Here is a 16,491-nt window from a genome sequence, read left to right as displayed (position 1 = left end):
CGCTGAGAGGCATGCCAGGAGGCCCGATGGAGTTCAACCACGCCGACCTGTTCGAAGGTCTCGCCGACGCCATCGGGGACCGCGTCGCCGTGGTCTGCGGCGAGCGCAGGCTCACCTACGCCGAGCTCGACGCGCACGCCAACCGCCTCGCCCACCACCTGCGCGAGCAGGGGATCGGCCAGGGCGACCACGTGGGCATGCAGCTCTACAACGGCATCGAGCACATCGCCACGCTCCTGGCCGCCCTCAAGCTGCGCGCCGTGCCCGTGAACGTGAACTACCGCTACGTCGAGGCCGAGCTCCTCTACCTCTACACCGACTCCCGCATCGCCGCCCTCGTCTACGACGTGGAGTTCGACGCGCGCGTCGCCGCCGTCGCGCCTCAGGCGCCGGAGCTGCGCCACCTCATCGCGGTGGGCGGCCGGCCGGCCGTCGCGACGGCCGTGCCGTACGAGGAGGCGCTGGAGAACCAGCCGGACACCCGCGGGTTCGAGCCCCGGTCCGGCCAGGATCTCTACATCATCTACACCGGCGGCACCACCGGCATGCCGAAGGGTGTGATGTGGCACGTCGAGGACCTGTTCATGGGCTTTGGCGGCGGCAACCCGTACGGCGAGCCGCGCGAGACCCCCGAGCAGGTCATCGAGGAGGCGGTCAAGGCCGACCCGATCGTCATGATGGCCGTGGCGCCGCTGATGCACGGAGCCACGCAGATGGCCACGTTCATCGCCTGGTGGATGGGCGCGACCATGGTGTACGTCCGCAGGTTCGACCCCGCCGACGTGCTGCGCGCGGTCGAGCGGGAGAAGGTGCTGTCGATGAACATCACCGGCGACGCCATGGCCCGCCCGCTGGCCGACGAGATCGCGGCGGGCGACCACGACCTCTCGTCGCTGTTCGTCATCAGCTCGACCAGTGCCATCCTCAGCGGCGCGGTGCGCGACCGGCTCCAGGAGCTGCTGCCGAACACCATGATCCTGGACAACTTCGGCTCCACGGAGTCGGGGTTCACCGCCTCCGGCGTGGCGGGCTCCACCCCGGAGAAGGGACTGCGCTACCAGCCGAACACGGCCGGCGCGACCCGGCTGGCCGTGCTCGACGAGCGCTTACGGCCGGTCGAGCCCGGCGCGCTCGGCACGCTGGCCAAGGCGGGCCGGATCGCGTTCGGGTACTACAACGATCCCGACAAGACGGCGCGGACGTTCGTGACCGACGAGGACGGGACCCGCTGGCTGCTCACGGGCGACCTGGCGACGGTCGAGCCCGACGGCACGATCAGCGTGTTCGGGCGCGGGTCGCAGTGCATCAACACCGGCGGCGAGAAGGTCTTCCCCGAAGAGGTCGAAGCGGTGCTCAAGGGGCATCCGGCGGTGTTCGACGCGGTGGTGACGGGGGTGCCCGACCAGCGGTGGGGCAACCGGGTCGCGGCGGTCGTCGAGGCGCGCAAGGGGATGCGGGTCACCGAGGAGGAGCTGGACGCGCACTGCAGGAGCAGCCTGTCGGGGTACAAGGTGCCGCGCACGTACGCGTTCGTGGACGAGATGATGCGCTCGCCGGCGGGCAAGGCGGACTACCGCTGGGCCAGGGAGCAGGTCCTCGGCCGTCGATGACGCGGGCCTCCGGGAACGGTGACCCGCGTCGCGCGCCGGGGTCAGGCCCTGGCGGGCTCTCCCGTGAACGCGGCCGCCGCGCCGAGGCCCAGGTAGACGACACCGCTGCTCACATCGAGGCGGCGCCGGGCGCGGGCCGAGTGGCGCAGGCGTCCCGACAGGGCCGAGGCGAGCAGGGCGTAGGCGCCGTCGCTGAGCATCCCGAGCGCCATCCACACCACGCCGAGCAGCACGATCTGCGTCGCCACGGGCCCCGCCTCCGGCTTCACGAACTGCGGCAGGAACGCCAGGAAGAAGATCGCGGTCTTCGGGTTGAGGACGTTCACCACGAACCCCTCCCAGAACACCCTCGACCTCGAGTGGCTGCTCAACGTCGCCGTCTCGCCGTTGTCGGACCTGGTCATGAGCTTGCGCACGCCCAGCCACACCAGGTAGGCGACACCCAGCCACTTGACCACGGTGAACGCCGTCGCGCTGGCCGCCAGCACCGCGCTGATGCCGAACGCGGCGGCCGCCACGTGCACGATCGAGCCGGTGTGGATGCCGAGCACCGAGATCAGCCCCGTCACCCGCCCTTGCGCGACGCTCCTGGTCACGATGAAGACCACGGCGGGTCCCGGCACGAGCAGGAGGGCCATCGTGGCCAGGCAGAAGAGGGCGAGTGTCGCGAAATCCGGCATGCCGCCATGGTAAGAACCGCCGTTCCCCGAGGACAACGGCATTTCGCCAGGCGAGACCCGGCTCGACGGGCGTGGTCCGCCCGGACCCCGGCCGAGGGGCGCCGTGACGGCGGGACGGTGAGCGGGGTCAGCAGGCGGCGCGGAGGGCGTGGAGGAGGGCGGCGGTGGCGGGCGGCAGGGGAAGGGCGCCGTAGGTGGCCGCGTACACGTGCCGCGTCGACCCGGGGATCTCCTGCGCCGACACCGCCGGGTGGCGGTGGGCGCGCAGGGCGAGCCCCGGCAGCACGGTAACGCCCATCCCCGCCGCCACCAGCGCCTGCACCGCCACGATGTCGTCGCTGGTGAACGAGATCGTCGGCTCGAACCCGGCCTGCGCGCACAGCTCCAGCAGGTGGCTCCGGCACCGGTCGCAGCCGCCGATCCACCGCGAGGTCGCGTGCGAGGCGAGCGTGCCGTGGCCGTCGTGCGTCACGAGGAAGCTGGGGTCGTCCAGCAGGTGCGTCATGCCGATCCCGCTGTCCTCCGGCGCCGTGTCGTCGTACCGGAAGATCACCGCGACGTCCACGCGTCCGGCGCGCAGCAGCCGCAGCGCCTCGGGTGGCTCGGTCTCGGTGAGCGTGAGCTGGAGCCCGGGATGGGCGGCGGCCAGTTGCGCGGCCGCGGTGGGCACGAACGTGCCGAGCGCCGAGGGGAAGGCGGCCAGCCGGACGCGGCCCGAGCGCAGGCCGACATGGGCGGCCAGTTCCTCGGCCGTGGCGTCGAGGCGGCCGATGATCTCCGTGGCGCGGTCGGCCAGCAGCTTGCCGGCCTCGGTGAGGCGGATGCCGCGGCCGACCCGTTCGACGAGCTTGGCCCCCGTCTCGGCCTCCAGCCTGGACAGGTGGTGGCTGACGGAGGGTTGCGAGTAGTGCAGCGCCTTCGCCGCGGCGGTGAGCGAGCCGGTGCGGGAAACGGCCACCAGCACGCGAAGCCGTACAACATCAAGCATGTCTATGAATATGCCAAAAAACTTCTGTTGGACCTATCGGTCTAGAGAGAGGAGCGTGGAAGGCATGGACAAGCTGCTGCGCTCCATCAGGGACATCACCGGCCAACGGCTCGACCCGCGCCACACCGCGTTCGCCGTCGCCGACTTCCTGCGGGCGAACCTGCCCGACCCCGCCGACCTGCTCACGCCCGAGGAACGGCTCGGCGATCCTGGCGGCTACGTCTCCACCGTCCGCCACGCCGAGAAGGACTTCTCGATCGTGACCGTGGTCTGGCGGCCCGGCCAGGAGACGGTGATCCACGACCACGTGGCGTGGTGCACGTTCGGCGTGCTCAGCGGGAACGAGCACGAGACCCTCTACCGCGACATGGGCGACCACCTGGTCGAGATCGGCCGTACGGACAACCCGCCGGGAGACGTCTCGGGGTTCGCGCCGCCGGGGGACATCCACAAGGTGGTCAACACCAGTGGCGAGATCGGCGTCTCGCTGCACGTCTACGGCGCCGATCTGAGCCTTTCGGGCACGAGCGTCCGCCGCGTCTACGACCTGCCGGTCCGGTCACTGGCCGCCTCGGGCCCCGCCTGATCCACCCGCCGCCGACCGGGTCAGAAGTTGCTGGTCACCGCGGTGAAGATCTGGTCGATGCTGCCCGGTTCGCGGGAGTCGTAGGCGGCCGCGCTGGTCGTCTCCGAGATCTCGCGGAGCACGTCGAGGTCGGCGTCCTCGCCGTACGCGATGGTGAACACCCTGATCGACCGCTCCCGCAGCTCCCGCAGCAGGTCCTCCAGCGCGATGCTGTGGGCGTCCTCGTTCTTGCCGTCGGTCAGGAACACCACCGCGTCGATCGCCTCGCCCTCCCGCACGGCGGACACGTGCCGGTAGGCGGCCAGCGTCGTGTCGTAGAGCGCGGTGCCGCCCCTCGGAGAGAGGCTCCGGATGTCGCGGGCGAGTTCGGCCCGGTGGACGCCGGTCATGGTCGTCATCGGCGACAGCTCGGCGTGCGTGCTGGAGAACCGCCACAGGCCGACCCGGTCCTGGCCGCCGAACTGGGGGAGCGCGTTGACGGCGGCCCGCCTGGCCAGATCGAGCTTGGTCCTGCCGGTGCCGGGCACGTCGGCGCCCATGGAGCCCGAGGTGTCGAGCACCATCAGCACGTTCGCGGGCTTGCGCAGCTCGCCCCAGCTGCGCAGCAGCGTGTCCAGCACCTTGGGCGCCGGAGGCCGCAGCACGGCGGCGGGCTGGTGCGGCAGCAGGCCGTTGTCCTCGGTGATGAGCTCGCCCGCCGTGCCGTCGTGGCCGCGGAAGGCGTACGCGGCGAACCGCGCCTGCTGCTCGGGCGCGCGCAGGTAGTCGAGGAAGCCGCGGGCGGTCGCCCGCTTGGCCTTGCCGGCCCAGCTCAGCACCGCGAACGGGTTGTCGGAGTAGAGCGTGCCGTCCTTGGGATAGACGGCGACCAGCGGGACCTTGGGCCTGGCGTGCCGGCCGAGCGTGGCGGGGTCGCCGGTCGGGTTGCCCTGGTTGTAGTCCCACACGGACTTCTCCTCGACGGTCACCGCCGAGATGTAGCCGAGGGCGTGTCCGGCGTCGTCGGCCCGGCGCAGGTTCGACAGGAAGGTCAGCGTGGTGTCGCCGTAGTGGACGATGGAGCGTTCGAGGTCCCGGATGAAGCGGCGGGTCCGCGCCGCGGCGACGTCCGCCTCCGTCAGGTCGCCCGACAGGCCGCCGGTGGCGGCGACGTAGGCGCCGATGGTGGCGTTCATGCCGCTGGTGGAGAAGTTGGGATTGGTCTTGCCGAGCCGGAAGCGGCCCCACTCGGGGTGACCGTGCGCGGCCCAGCCGGCCGGGTCGGTGGCGAGCCTCGCGAGGTCGGCCCAGCCGATCGCCTTGTCCGGCCAGCCGAGCGCCTGCGCCATCGGCTTCGGCATCGCGATCACCAGCGGGGTCTTGGCGATCGAGGGGTTGTCGTCGCCGATGATCCGGCCCTTGCCGCCCTTCTCGGTGCGCCGGCGGACCACGTTCAGCCAGCTGCTGCTGGCGGGCGACCACACGTCGGGGCGGGGGCCGTCGCGCCGCTCGTCCCAGCCCCGGGCGAAGGACTGCAGCGCCGAGCCGCTGGTGGTGATCCTGATGTCGGCGCAGTGCTCCGACTGGTACGCGGCGGCCAGCTCGCGTAACAGCCCCGCCTTCTCCACCGAGGCCAGGACCGTCAGCCTGGCCCCGCACGCCCGCGGCGCGGGCTTTTCGCCCTCGATGCCGCCGTACCAGGTCCGCAGGCCCACGATGAGCGCGCCCACCACGATGATCACGACGACGACCGGTGCGAAGCTGCGCCTCATACCATCTCGACGAACCTCTCATGGTCCGAAGTTCCGCGATCAGGTCCCGCTTCAGCCGGCGGCCGGTCTCCGCCGAGCGGTTCTCGTTCCGGTGATCGGCAGGCGGCGCGGGTCCCCGCGCGGCTGCGGGAAGGGCTGGCGGGGCCTACCTGACGCGTCCGTGGAGGAGCTCGACCAGGGTCCGGTGGGTCTCGTCGAGCGGGCGGTCCGGGTGCAGCGCCCGCCGTTCGATCGTGACGGTCAGCACCATGCCGAAGATGGCGGTGGCGGCCGTGTCGACGTCGAGGTCCTTCCGGACCGCGCCCTCGTCGACGGCCCTGCGCAGCACGGCCGCGTAGACGCCGAGCACCTCGGAGCGGAACGTGACGATCGCCTGTTGCCAGGCAGTGCGCCACATCTCGGCCAGCAGCACCCTGGCGAAGGCGCCGTACTGCTCGAAGAACTCCAGCTGGCCGCGCACCGCCGCGTCGAGCGCGGCCAGCGCGGTGTCGCCCACCGCCGCCTCGCCCAGCGCGGCGGCCAGGCGCTCGATGCTGTGGTCGAGCAGGGCGGCGAACAGCGCCTCCTTGGTGCCGAAGTTGTAGAAGACGGTGCCCTTGGCCACCCCCGCGCGCTCGGCGATCGCGTCGACGGTGGTGGCCGAGTAGCCCTGCTCGGCGATCAGCTCGATCGCCGCGGCGAACACCTTGCGGCGGGTCTCCGGCCTGGTCACAGCGACAGCTCGGGGTGCAGGCGCTGGACCGACCAGGTGCGGCCCCTGTTCACGGCGAGGACCGTGAACGCGAGCCCGAGGAGGAGGAACACGGTGAGCACGCCGCCAGCCTGCCACACGACGGTGAGATCGCCGCCACTGATCAGCCGGCGCAGGGCTGAGACCAGCCAGCTCATCGGCAGCCAGGGCGAGATCGTCTGGAAGAAGCCGGGCGAGGTCTCGATCGGGTAGGTGCCCGCCGCCGAGGTGAGCTGCAGCATCAGCAGCGCCAGCGCGACGACCCTGCCGGGCGCGCCGAGCAGCGCGTTGACCGCCTGGACGAGCGCCATGAACGCGCCCGTGGCCAGCAGCAGCAGGCCCGCCACGCCCGCCCAGTGCGCCGCCTCCAGACCCAGCGCGAACCTCAGCACGGCCAGCAGCACGCCGACCTGCGCGGCGCCGAGCGCGAAGGCCGGAACCCAGCCGGACAGCGCCACCCGCAGCGCGCCCGCCGAACCGGCCAGCAGCCGGGGGTTGAGCGGGCGCAGCACCATGTAGGCGATCATCGCACCCACCCAGAGCGCCAGCGGCACGAAGAACGGCGCGAACCCGGTGCCGTAGTTGGGCACCTCGTTCTCGACGGACTTCGCCAGCCGTACGGGGTCGCTCATCATGTCGGTGCGCCCGTCACGCTCGGACCGGCTGTAGTCGGGGATCTGCTCGACGCCGTCGGACAGCCCGTCGGCCAGCTCCTTCGAGCCGTCGCTGAGCTTGCCGGAACCGTCGTGCAGCTTGCCGACGCCGGTGTGGAGCTGGTCGGCGCCGTCGTTCAGCCGGCCGACGCCGGTCCGCAGCCGGGTGGCGCCGTCGGTGAGCTTCACCAGCCCGCCGCCGAGCTTGCCGAGGCCGTCGGTGACCTGCTGGGATCCGTCGGCCAGCTTGCCGACGCCGGTCGTCAGCTTGCCGACGGCCGTGCCCGACTTGGCGATGCCCGCGTTGACCTGCGCCGCGCCGTCGGCCAGCTTGGCCAGACCGGCGTCCAGCTGGTTGTACTGCTCGCGCAGCGCCGCCACCTGCGGGCCCACCTTGGGCGCCGCCTCGGCCACCTTGCGCGCGCCGGCGGCCAGCTCCCTGGCCTCCCGCTGCAGCTGGGCGACACGGTCCCGCGAGACGGACCCCGTGTCCTGCCCGCCCATCGCGGCGGCCCTGTCGACGACCGACTGCGCCGAGGAGACCGCCGCGCCGGCCAGGCGCCGCAGCTCGGGGTCGGCGTCCGGGTGCGACTCCAGATAGTCCTGGACGGCCTGCGCCCGCCCGACCGCCGTCTGGGCCGCCCCGCTCACCCGGTCGGCGCCCTGCGGCGAGGCCGTGCCCAGCCCGTCGGCTATCGCGTCGAGCCCGTCGGCGATGCGGTCGGCGGCCTCGCCCACGCGCGGCCCCCACTCCTCCAGGACCGGGATGTAGGTGTCGGCGGCGCCGTTGACCTTGTCCGCGTTGGCGTGCACCTGGTCGTAGACCTGCTTGTTGCCGGCGGCGACCTTCGCGGCGCCGTCACCCAGCTTGGTCAGCCCGGTGCCGAGCTTGGCCAGGCCGTCCTGGGCGGTGACCAGGCCCTTGGTGACCTTGGCGGAGCCGGCGGCGAGCTTGCCGGTGGCGGTGTTCGCGCTGCCGAGGCCGACGGTGAGCTGCTGGGCGCCGTCCCTGGTCTTGCCGAGGCCGTCCGACAGCTGCTGGGTGGCGTTCTCGGTCCTGCCCAGGCCCTTGTCGATCTTGTTGGCACCCTGGTGCAGCTCGTCGGCGCCGTCGGCCGCCTCGGCGGTCTTGTCGTGCATGTCGCCGATCGAGACGAAGACCTGGTCGAGGTAGTCGCGCACGGCGGTCTGCGCGGCCGCCGCCCTGACCTCGTTGAAGACGGCGTCGGAGATCGAGCCCATGATGTAGGAGCGCCCGGTGTCCACCTCGACGCCGAGCTGGGCGGGGGAGGGCGTGCCGTCCTGCGCGGGCGAGGCCAGGCGCGTGCTGAAGTCGGCGGGGACGGTCAGCGACAGGTAGTAGCTGCCGTCGCGCACGCCGTCGGCGGCCTGGGCGGCGGTGGTGGTGTGCCAGTCGAATACCTTGCGCTCGGCGAGCTCGTCGGCGAGGTCCCGGCCGGCGTGCAGCGTCTTGCCGTCGGCGTCGGCGGGCCGGTCCTCCATCACCAGGGCGACCGGCACCCGGTCGAGGTGGCCCTGCGGATCCCAGAACGACCACAGGTACAGGCCCGCGTACAGCAGGGGGAGCATCACCACGCCGGCGATGGCCGCCCTGGTCAGCCGGGACCGGGAGAACCGGCGCAACTCCTTCATCTCACAGCTCCACGAGGTGGTCGTGACGGGCGGGCGGGGTCACGCACGAGGCGACCACGGTGGCGCGCAGGTCCCTGAGCAGGTTCCAGAGCGCGAGCTGGCGCTGGGGCGGCAGCCCGGCGTCGATGTTGTCGGCGACGATCACGGCGGGGGAGTCGAGCAGCGCGAGCGCGACGCCGAGCCGTACCCGCTGCTCCCTGTCGAGCTCCCGCACGAGCGTCCGCGGATCCACCTCGAGGCCCGCCCCCTCGAGGGCCTCGGCGTGGTGCTTGCGCCCCCTGCGGCGCTCGTGCAGGTGCTCGTGGACGGTCAGCGCCTTGTCGAAGTCGGTCACCCCGTCGACCAGCGCCAGGGCCGCGACCCTGCGGATCGCGCGCGGCCTGGTGTGCCCTGCCACCTGCAGGGTGCCCCCCGTCGGCCGCATCCGGCCCGCGAGCGTCAGCAGCAGGCTCGTCCGGCCGCTGCCCGTCGGGCCCGCGACCACGGTGAGGGAGTTCGCGCCCGCCTCGAGCGAGACGTCGGCGAACACCCCCTGCACCGACAGACCCTTCGCGACGATCACCACGACTCCCTTTTAGAACTGACCAGTCAGTACAAAAGGTAACGCATGGGACAGCCGCGGCAGTGCCGCGGCCGGTGTGATGATGCCCACGCCGGCGGGCCGGCCGCCTAGGGCAGGGGGATCAGGTAGGCGATGAAACCGCGGTTCTCGGCGACCTTGTCGTACAGGCGCCGCGCCGTGCTGTTCGACTCCTGGGTGTGCCAGTAGACGCGCCCGCAGCCGCGCTCCCTGGCCTCCTCGGTCACCGCCGCGATCAGCGCCCGCGCCACCCCCTTGCCGCGCGCCTCCGGCGCGGTGAACAGGTCCTGCAGGTAGCAGGCGTCCGCGTCCGGTTTCGAGGTGCTGGGGTGGTAGAGGTAGTGGGTGATCCCGACAAGCTCGCCGTCCAGCCTGGCGCCGAGCGCGTGCACCCTGGTGTCCTTCTCGAACTCCTCCCAGGCCCGCCGGTACATCTCGTCGGGCTCGGTCCGCTGGTAGAAGTCGATGTAGGCGCGGAACAGCGCCTCCCAGGCGGGCCGGTCGGACGGCTGGAGCCTGCCAATGCTGATCATGTGCACTTCCCGGTGGATGCGGTCACGGGCGGTCCAATCTAGGGACCGGCGGGCCGGCGCGACACGCCCACTTCGCCGCGAAAGCCCGCGACCACTGCGCGGCGCGGCCCCGGCCGGGCCGCGCCGTCGCGTCCGTCAGGCGCCGGCGGCGGACTGCGCGCCGTACTGCGCCAGGAAGAGGGCCTCGGTGGTGACCACGCGGCGCAGCTCCTCCAGGTTCAGCCGCTCGTTGGGGGCGTGGATCGCCGCGTCCTCGTCCTCGGCGCCGAACAGCAGGATCTCCGCCAGGGGGAACTGCTTGAGCAGCGTGTTGACCAGCGGGATCGAGCCGCCCGCGCCCACGTCGCGCGGCGCGCGGCCGAAGGCGCGCTCCATGGCGCCGTTGAGGGCCGCGCGGGCGCGCCCGCCCGAGTCGGCCTGGTATCCGGAGCCGACCGTGAAGTCGCTGAAGCTCACCTTCACGCCCCACGGTGCGACCTGCTGCAGGAACTCGGTCACGGCGTCGAGCGTCGTCTTGGGGTCGCCCGCCGGCGGGATGCGGACCGTCACCCTGGCCCTGGCCGCCGGCTGCACGGCGTTGATGGCGCCGGAGACCGTGGGGACGTCCAGGCCGGTCACGGTGATCGCGTAGGAGGACCACAGGCGGTCGGCGAGGGAGCCGGAGCCGACGAGGGAGACACCGTCGACGACGCCCGCCGTGTTCCTGAACTCCTCCTCGGACGGCCCGGCGCCGAGGAAGGTGCCACGCGGCAGGCCGGGGACGCGGATGTCGCCGTTGTCGTCGTGCAGGGAGGTGAGCATGCGCATGAGGGCGGCCAGCGCGTCGGGGGCGGCGCCGCCGAAGGAACCGCTGTGGACGGCCTCGCGCAGCGTCCGCGTCTCGACGGTGAAGGCGGCCATGCCGCGCAGCGACGTCGTGACGGCGGGGTCGCCGACGCGGGGGTTGCCGGTGTCGGCGACGATGATCGCGTCGGCGCGGAGCAGGTCGGGGTTGCGCTCGACGAAGGCCTCCAGGCGCTCGCCCGCGTACTCCTCCTGACCCTCGATGATCACCTTGACGCCGACGGGGAAGCGGCCGTGGAAGGCGCGCAGCGCGGCGACGTGCGAGATGATGCCCGACTTGTCGTCGGCGGTGCCCCTGCCGTACAGGCAGCCGTCGATCAGGGTGGGCTCGAAGGGCGGGGTTCGCCAGGCCGCGGGGTCGCCGGCGGGCTGGACGTCGTAGTGCGCGTACAGCAGCACCGTGGGAGCGCCGGGAGGGGCGGGGGCCTCGCCGTAGACGGCGGGGAAGCTGCCCTCCACGGGGATCTGCTGGACGTGCGGCAGACCCGCGCTGCGCAGCAGTTCCTCGGTCACGGCGGCGGCGGCGAGGACGGGCTCCTCGGGGTGGCCGGGGAAGGCCACGGAGGGGATGGAGGCCAGACGCCTCAGGTCCTCGACGGCCTGGGGCATTCCCGCCGCGACGGCGCTCTCTAGCTGGTCAGGAGTCACGGGTTGTCCCCCGGTGTCGTTCTGGACAGTACGCCTCATTGCATCACAGAAGGTTCCGCATGCTGGAAATGGGTCTTGCGCGCCATGCGGATTTCGTTGATATTACAGAGGCGTTCTGCGGATCCCGGTTTTCTTGCAGAGTGTTGCCACGCTTTCGCTTGGCAACACCCCGTGTGAGCATGCACACTGTGGGGAGTTCAGACACGAGGGAAGATAGCGATGACGCAGCCCGAAAACGACGTGCTCAAGGCCGCTCAGGACAACCTGTGGTTGCATTTCACCCGCCACAGCTCCTACAAGGAGCACGAGATCCCCACGATCGTCAGGGGTGAAGGCGCCTACATCTACGACATCCACGGCAAGCGTTACCTCGACGGACTCGCCGGACTCTTCGTGGTCCAGGTCGGCCACGGCCGCAGCGAACTGGCCGAGGCGGCCGCCAAGCAGGCGCAGGAGCTGGCCTTCTTCCCGCTGTGGTCCTACGCCCACCCCAAGGCGGCCGAGCTCGCGCACCGGCTGGCCAAGGAGGCGCCCGGCGACCTCAACCGTGTGTTCTTCACCACCGGTGGCGGCGAGGCGGTCGAGACCGCGTGGAAGCTGGCCAAGCAGTACTACAAGGTCACCGGCAAGCCGCTCAAGCACAAGGTGATCAGCCGCCAGATCGCCTACCACGGCACCCCGCAGGGCGCCCTGTCGATCACCGGCATCCCGGCCTTCAAGCAGATGTTCGAGCCGCTCGTGCCCGGCTCCATCCGCGTGCCGAACACCAACCACTACCGCGCCGACGAGATCTCCGGCATCAAGGGCATGACGCCCGAGCAGTACGGCCTGTGGGCCGCCGACCGCGTCGCCCAGGCCATCGAGATGGAGGGCCCCGACACCGTCGCCGCCGTCTTCGTCGAGCCGGTGCAGAACGCCGGCGGCTGCTTCCCGCCGCCGCCCGGATACTTCCAGCGGCTGCGCGAGATCTGCGACGAGTACGACGTGCTGCTGGTCTCCGACGAGGTCATCTGCGCGTACGGCAGGCTCGGCACGATGTTCGGCGGCCAGAAGTTCGACTACACGCCCGACATCATCACCTCGGCCAAGGGCCTGACCTCCGGCTACTCGCCGCTCGGCGCCATGATCGCGCACGACCGGCTGTTCGAGCCGTTCAAGGACGGCGCCGAGATGTTCGCCCACGGCTACACCTTCGGCGGGCACCCGGTCTCCGCCGCCGTCGCGCTGGCCAACCTCGACATCTTCGAGCGCGAGGACCTGCTCGGCCACGTCACCCGCAACGAGGGCGCCTTCAAGAGCACGCTGGAGAAGCTGAAGGACCTGCCCATCGTCGGAGACGTCCGCGGCTCCGGCTACTTCTGGGGCATCGAGCTGGTCAAGGACAAGACGACCAAGGAGACCTTCAGCGCCGAGGAGTCCGAGCGGCTCATCCGCGGCTACCTGTCCAACGCCCTGTACTCCCACGGCCTCTACTGCAGGGCCGATGACCGCGGCGACCCGGTCATCCAGCTCGCCCCGCCGCTCATCGCCGGGCAGAAGGAGTTCGACGAGATCGAGTCGATCATCCGGACCGTCCTGGTCGAAGGCCTGAACCTCCTCTAAGCACCCCCCTCTCAGGAAAGGAACCACCATGAAGATCGGCGTTCCCGCCGAGGTGAAGAACCACGAGTACCGCGTCGCCGCCACCCCCGCCGGTGTGCACGAGCTGGTACGAGGCGGCCACGACGTTCACGTCCAGCGGGGCGCCGGTCTCGGTTCGCACATCACCGACGAGGAGTACCTCGCCGCCGGTGCCAAGATCCTCGACTCCGCCGACGCCGTGTGGGGCGAGTCGGAGATGGTGCTCAAGGTCAAGGAGCCCATCGCCGAGGAGTACCACCGCATGCGCGACGACCTGGTGCTCTTCACCTACCTGCACCTGGCCGCCGGCAAGGAGTGCGCCGACGCGCTGCTCAAGGCGGGCACCACCGGCATCGCCTACGAGACCGTCCAGGTCGGCAACGCCCTCCCGCTGCTCGCCCCGATGTCGGAGGTCGCGGGTCGCCTGGCTCCCCAGGTCGGCGCCTACAACCTCATGCGCTTCAACGGCGGGCGCGGCGTGCTGCCCGGCGGCGTCCCCGGTGTCGCCCCCGCCAAGGTCGTCGTCATCGGCGGCGGCGTCTCCGGCCTCAACGCGGCCCAGATCGCGGTCGGCATGGGCGCGGACGTGACCGTCCTCGACACCAACATCGACCGCCTGCGCTTCATCGACGCCGTCTACCAGGGCAGGCTGAAGACGCTGGTGTCGAACGCGTACGCGATCGAGCAGGAGGTCCTCAAGGCCGACCTGGTCATCGGCGCGGTCCTCATCCCCGGCGCCAAGGCCCCGACGCTGGTCTCCAACGAGCTGGTCTCCCGCATGAAGCCCGGCTCCGTGCTCGTCGACATCGCGATCGACCAGGGCGGCTGCTTCGAGGACTCCCGCCCCACCACGCACGCCGAGCCCACCTACCCGGTGCACAACTCGATCTTCTACTGCGTGGCGAACATGCCCGGTTCGGTGGCGAACACCTCGACGTACGCGCTCACCAACGCGACGCTGCCCTACGCGGTCAAGCTGGCGAACCTGGGCTGGAAGGAGGCGCTGAAGGCGGACGCCTCGCTCGCCCTCGGCCTCAACACCCACGCCGGCCAGGTCACCAACGAGCCGGTCGCGCAGGCGCTCGGCCTGCCGTACGTGCCGGTGGCCGACGTGCTGGCCGCCTGACGGACGAACCTCTCACGACGACGCCCGCCGGTTCGCCCCCCGGCGGGCGTCGTCATGTCTCAGCGGGCGCACAGGCGGCCGCGGAGCTCGCGCGCCGTGGCCAGGACGTGCTCGATCTCCGACGGCGTGGGCCACGGCGCCGTCCCCGGCCGCACGATCGTCGCCCGCACCGACGCCAGGTGCTCCACCGCCGACGGCCGCATCCCGCTCCGCTCCACCAGCCAAACCACCACGTCGGTGTGGTCACGCGGCGGCCTGGTGAGCAGGTCCCACGTGCCGAGGATCTCCGTCAGGTCCCGCACCCGCAGCCTCGCCCCGCCCCTGCGTCCCGTCGCGGCGGCCGCCAGCTCGGCCCTGGCCGCCAGCTCGGGTTCGGCGAGCCGGTCCCAGGTGGGCGGCGGCGGGTCGGCCAGCCACTTCTCCGCCTCCTGCGTGTTGCCGGTGGCCGACAGCAGCCCCCCGAGCTCCACCGCCGCCCGGTGGTGCCCGGCCGTCGCCGCCTGCCGGAACCAGTGCTGGCCGCCCTCCAGGTCGCCGAGCTCGGCGATGAGCAGCAGCCCGAAGTTGAAGGCCGACTCCGCGTCGCCGCTCGCGGCCGCCCTGCCGAACCAGTGGCTGGCCCCCTGCGAGTCGGACAGCTCCACGCAGACGAACCCCGCCATCCGCTGGTCCTCGACCCGCCCGGCCTGCGCGGCCCGCTCGAACCAGGCGCGTGCCGTACGGAGGTCGCGGTGCGACAGCGCGATGCCGCCGAGCTGGGAGGCGGCGCCCGGGTGTTCGTTCTTGGCGGCCAGCCGGAAGCAGGACTCGGCGCCCTCGGGGTCGCGGGTGGCCTGCAGGTAGAGCCCCAGGTGGTAGGCGGCGTCGGCGTGCCCGCCGCGAGAGGCGTACTCCCAGCAGCGGACCGTCTCCTCCTCCTCGCCCGCCTGGTAGGACAGGAAACCCAGGTCGTGGGCGGAGGCGACGTCGCCGTCGGCGGCGGCCCTGCGGTGCCACTCACGGGCGACCGGCAGCTCGCCCGCGTCCTCGCAGATCAGCGCCAGCCGCCTGGCCGCCTGCCGGGATCCGGCCCGCGCGGCGGTCTCGAACCACCCGCGGGCCGCGTCGACGTCGCCGCGCGACTCCAGCAGCAGGGTCGCCAGGTTGACCGCGGCCTCGGCGTCACCCGTGCCCGCCGCCAGCTCGTACCACCGGACGGCCTCCTCGAGCGTGCCGTGCTTCTCGTGCCAGACACCCAGGTTGTAGGCGCTGTCGACGTTGCCGGCCGCCGCGGCCCGCTCCCACCAGTGCCTGGCGGCCGTGCGGTCGCCGCGCTGGGCGAAGAGCCTGCCCAGCCGGTGGGCGGCCTGGGCGTCGCCGTCCTGGGCGGCGACGATGAGATCGGGCTCGCCCCCGGAGCGGGGCGCGGGAACCGGCGCGGTCGTCTCGAGGACGTGCCCGGCCGGCGCCGCCACCCCCTGCTCGTTCTGCCACCACGTCATGGCGCCAGGGTGACATGTGATGACGTGGTGGCGGAGTGTAATCGACGAGAACGTTCACCGTGACGTGCCGGCGACGAACCTGACGAACCCCGGGTACATGCCCATCGCGCACGAGTAGCGCAGCGTCCCCGGCTCCTGCGGCGGCAGCAGTACGGTCGCCGGCAGCGTGACGTCCCTCCCGGCGATCGACACCGTCCCCGCGCATCCCGGCGCGCTCGTCCTGAAGACCAGCGTGACCGGCGTGCGGGCGGGCATGGTGACGATGCCCGGCCGGTAGCCGTCACTCGTGGCCCAGATCGTGGCCGTGCTCGCCACGCTCGCGGTGCCCGCCGTGCCACCCGTGGCCGCCGCCGCGGGCGAGCTCGGCAACCAGCCGCCGAGGCTCAGCCCCGAGCCGATCGTCCACCCCCCGACGGCCACCGCGGTGCCGGCCGCCACCACGGCGAGCCTGGTACGCGACAGCCGGCGGACGACGAACCCCAGCAGCGCGAGGGCGGGCGAGGTGCCGATCACGAAGCCCGCCATCACCGCGGCCCCGGCGATCGCCGAGCCGCTGGAGACGGCCACCATCTCCATGCTCAACGTCACCCCGCAGGGCAACAGCAGCGTCGCGGCGCCGAGCAGGGGCGCCTTGAGCGGCCGTCCAGGCGGCGGGGGAGCGCAGCGCCGCCGGCGGAACGTCCTGGCGGCGAACAGCAGCACCGTGACGCCCGCCGCGATCAGCAGGACCGCGCGGACCGGCGTGGGCAGCCTGATCACCGCGCCCAGGGCGCCGAGCAGGCCGCCCGCCACGGCGTACGCGGCCAGGCGGCCTGCCAGGAACTGGCCCACGGCCCACGGGGAGGCCCCCGTCAGGCCGAAGAGCAGACCGCCCTGCATCGCCGTACAGGAGGCGGCGCCCGCCACCAGACCGGCGGCGAGCCCGCTGACGAACAGGGTGACCGGCTCCACACCCTCATCCCCGCCTCGGAGTTGTCTTCGCCTGCACGCTAACCTCACGCTCCGCAGG

14 protein-coding genes are annotated in these 16,491 nt (G+C 72.1%); 4 read left to right on the top strand and 10 right to left on the bottom strand.

The features are described from left to right. The first annotated feature begins 26 nt into the window (after positions 1–26). Positions 27–1,610, top strand: a complete 1,584-nt coding sequence (locus tag ACWEVS_RS00260) for an acyl-CoA synthetase (protein ID WP_452549228.1) — start codon at positions 27–29, stop codon at positions 1,608–1,610. Between the two features lie 41 nt (positions 1,611–1,651). Here ACWEVS_RS00260 and ACWEVS_RS00255 read toward each other — a convergent pair whose 3' ends face one another. Next, positions 1,652–2,290: a LysE family translocator gene (locus tag ACWEVS_RS00255; RefSeq protein ID WP_449930713.1), complete on the bottom strand. Its 639-nt coding sequence runs from the start codon at positions 2,288–2,290 to the stop codon at positions 1,652–1,654. A 127-nt stretch (positions 2,291–2,417) separates the two neighbouring features. Beyond that, positions 2,418–3,278: a LysR family transcriptional regulator gene (locus tag ACWEVS_RS00250; protein ID WP_354911304.1), complete on the bottom strand. Its 861-nt coding sequence runs from the start codon at positions 3,276–3,278 to the stop codon at positions 2,418–2,420. A gap of 64 nt (positions 3,279–3,342) precedes the next feature. On the opposite strand from ACWEVS_RS00250, the gene ACWEVS_RS00245 reads away from it, so the two are divergent. Then, positions 3,343–3,864, top strand: a complete 522-nt coding sequence (locus tag ACWEVS_RS00245) for a cysteine dioxygenase (RefSeq protein ID WP_452549226.1) — start codon at positions 3,343–3,345, stop codon at positions 3,862–3,864. Positions 3,865–3,884: 20 nt separating this feature from the next. On the opposite strand, the gene ACWEVS_RS00240 is transcribed toward ACWEVS_RS00245, so the two are convergent. The 6 genes from ACWEVS_RS00240 to ACWEVS_RS00215 form a co-directional block, all read right to left on the bottom strand. Next, entirely contained in the window at positions 3,885–5,615 is a 1,731-nt protein-coding gene (locus ACWEVS_RS00240; protein ID WP_452549224.1) for an extracellular solute-binding protein, read from the bottom strand. 145 nt (positions 5,616–5,760) lie between these two features. Continuing rightward, positions 5,761–6,327, bottom strand: a complete 567-nt coding sequence (locus tag ACWEVS_RS00235; RefSeq protein ID WP_449930707.1) for a TetR/AcrR family transcriptional regulator — start codon at positions 6,325–6,327, stop codon at positions 5,761–5,763. Continuing rightward, entirely contained in the window at positions 6,324–8,651 is a 2,328-nt protein-coding gene (locus ACWEVS_RS00230) for a YhgE/Pip family protein (RefSeq protein WP_452549222.1), read from the bottom strand. The genes ACWEVS_RS00235 and ACWEVS_RS00230 overlap by 4 nt, the downstream gene beginning before the upstream one ends. Position 8,652: 1 nt before the next feature. Next, positions 8,653–9,213, bottom strand: a complete 561-nt coding sequence (locus ACWEVS_RS00225; protein WP_354911317.1) for an ATP-binding cassette domain-containing protein — start codon at positions 9,211–9,213, stop codon at positions 8,653–8,655. Between the two features lie 107 nt (positions 9,214–9,320). Then, positions 9,321–9,764, bottom strand: a complete 444-nt coding sequence (locus ACWEVS_RS00220; protein ID WP_354911320.1) for a GNAT family N-acetyltransferase — start codon at positions 9,762–9,764, stop codon at positions 9,321–9,323. Positions 9,765–9,899: 135 nt separating this feature from the next. Further along, positions 9,900–11,255, bottom strand: a complete 1,356-nt coding sequence (locus ACWEVS_RS00215) for a M20/M25/M40 family metallo-hydrolase (RefSeq protein WP_449930700.1) — start codon at positions 11,253–11,255, stop codon at positions 9,900–9,902. Positions 11,256–11,474: 219 nt separating this feature from the next. On the opposite strand from ACWEVS_RS00215, the gene ACWEVS_RS00210 reads away from it, so the two are divergent. Together ACWEVS_RS00210 and ald are read left to right on the top strand one after the other, a co-directional pair. Beyond that, a complete protein-coding gene (locus ACWEVS_RS00210; RefSeq protein WP_449930698.1) occupies positions 11,475–12,857 on the top strand; it encodes an aspartate aminotransferase family protein in 1,383 nt (460 codons plus the stop codon). Positions 12,858–12,885: 28 nt separating this feature from the next. Next, the gene (ald, locus tag ACWEVS_RS00205) at positions 12,886–14,001 is read left to right on the top strand and encodes an alanine dehydrogenase (RefSeq protein ID WP_449930696.1); all 1,116 of its coding nucleotides are present in this window, start codon (positions 12,886–12,888) and stop codon (positions 13,999–14,001) included. A gap of 59 nt (positions 14,002–14,060) precedes the next feature. On the opposite strand, the gene ACWEVS_RS00200 is transcribed toward ald, so the two are convergent. Then, the gene (locus ACWEVS_RS00200) at positions 14,061–15,482 is read right to left on the bottom strand and encodes a tetratricopeptide repeat protein (protein ID WP_449930694.1); all 1,422 of its coding nucleotides are present in this window, start codon (positions 15,480–15,482) and stop codon (positions 14,061–14,063) included. A gap of 54 nt (positions 15,483–15,536) precedes the next feature. Then, the gene (locus tag ACWEVS_RS00195) at positions 15,537–16,433 is read right to left on the bottom strand and encodes an urease accessory protein UreH domain-containing protein (protein ID WP_452549220.1); all 897 of its coding nucleotides are present in this window, start codon (positions 16,431–16,433) and stop codon (positions 15,537–15,539) included. Positions 16,434–16,491 lie beyond the last annotated feature (58 nt).

The organism is Nonomuraea sp. NPDC003754, from assembly GCF_053605785.1.
This window is presented reverse-complemented; position numbering and strand designations above follow the sequence as displayed.

Bases quoted from the DNA above. Each gene is read 5' to 3' on its own strand.
- ACWEVS_RS00245 (WP_452549226.1), top strand. From the start codon at position 3,343: ATGGACAAGCTGCTGCGCTCCATCAGGGACATCACCGGCCAACGGCTC.
- ACWEVS_RS00210 (WP_449930698.1), top strand. From the start codon at position 11,475: ATGACGCAGCCCGAAAACGACGTGCTCAAGGCCGCTCAGGACAACCTG.
- ACWEVS_RS00220 (WP_354911320.1), bottom strand. From the start codon at position 9,764: ATGATCAGCATTGGCAGGCTCCAGCCGTCCGACCGGCCCGCCTGGGAG.
- ACWEVS_RS00255 (WP_449930713.1), bottom strand. From the start codon at position 2,290: ATGCCGGATTTCGCGACACTCGCCCTCTTCTGCCTGGCCACGATGGCC.
- ald (WP_449930696.1), top strand. From the start codon at position 12,886: ATGAAGATCGGCGTTCCCGCCGAGGTGAAGAACCACGAGTACCGCGTC.
- ACWEVS_RS00250 (WP_354911304.1), bottom strand. From the start codon at position 3,278: ATGCTTGATGTTGTACGGCTTCGCGTGCTGGTGGCCGTTTCCCGCACC.
- ACWEVS_RS00240 (WP_452549224.1), bottom strand. From the start codon at position 5,615: ATGAGGCGCAGCTTCGCACCGGTCGTCGTCGTGATCATCGTGGTGGGC.
- ACWEVS_RS00260 (WP_452549228.1), top strand. From the start codon at position 27: ATGGAGTTCAACCACGCCGACCTGTTCGAAGGTCTCGCCGACGCCATC.
- ACWEVS_RS00230 (WP_452549222.1), bottom strand. From the start codon at position 8,651: ATGAAGGAGTTGCGCCGGTTCTCCCGGTCCCGGCTGACCAGGGCGGCC.
- ACWEVS_RS00200 (WP_449930694.1), bottom strand. From the start codon at position 15,482: ATGACGTGGTGGCAGAACGAGCAGGGGGTGGCGGCGCCGGCCGGGCAC.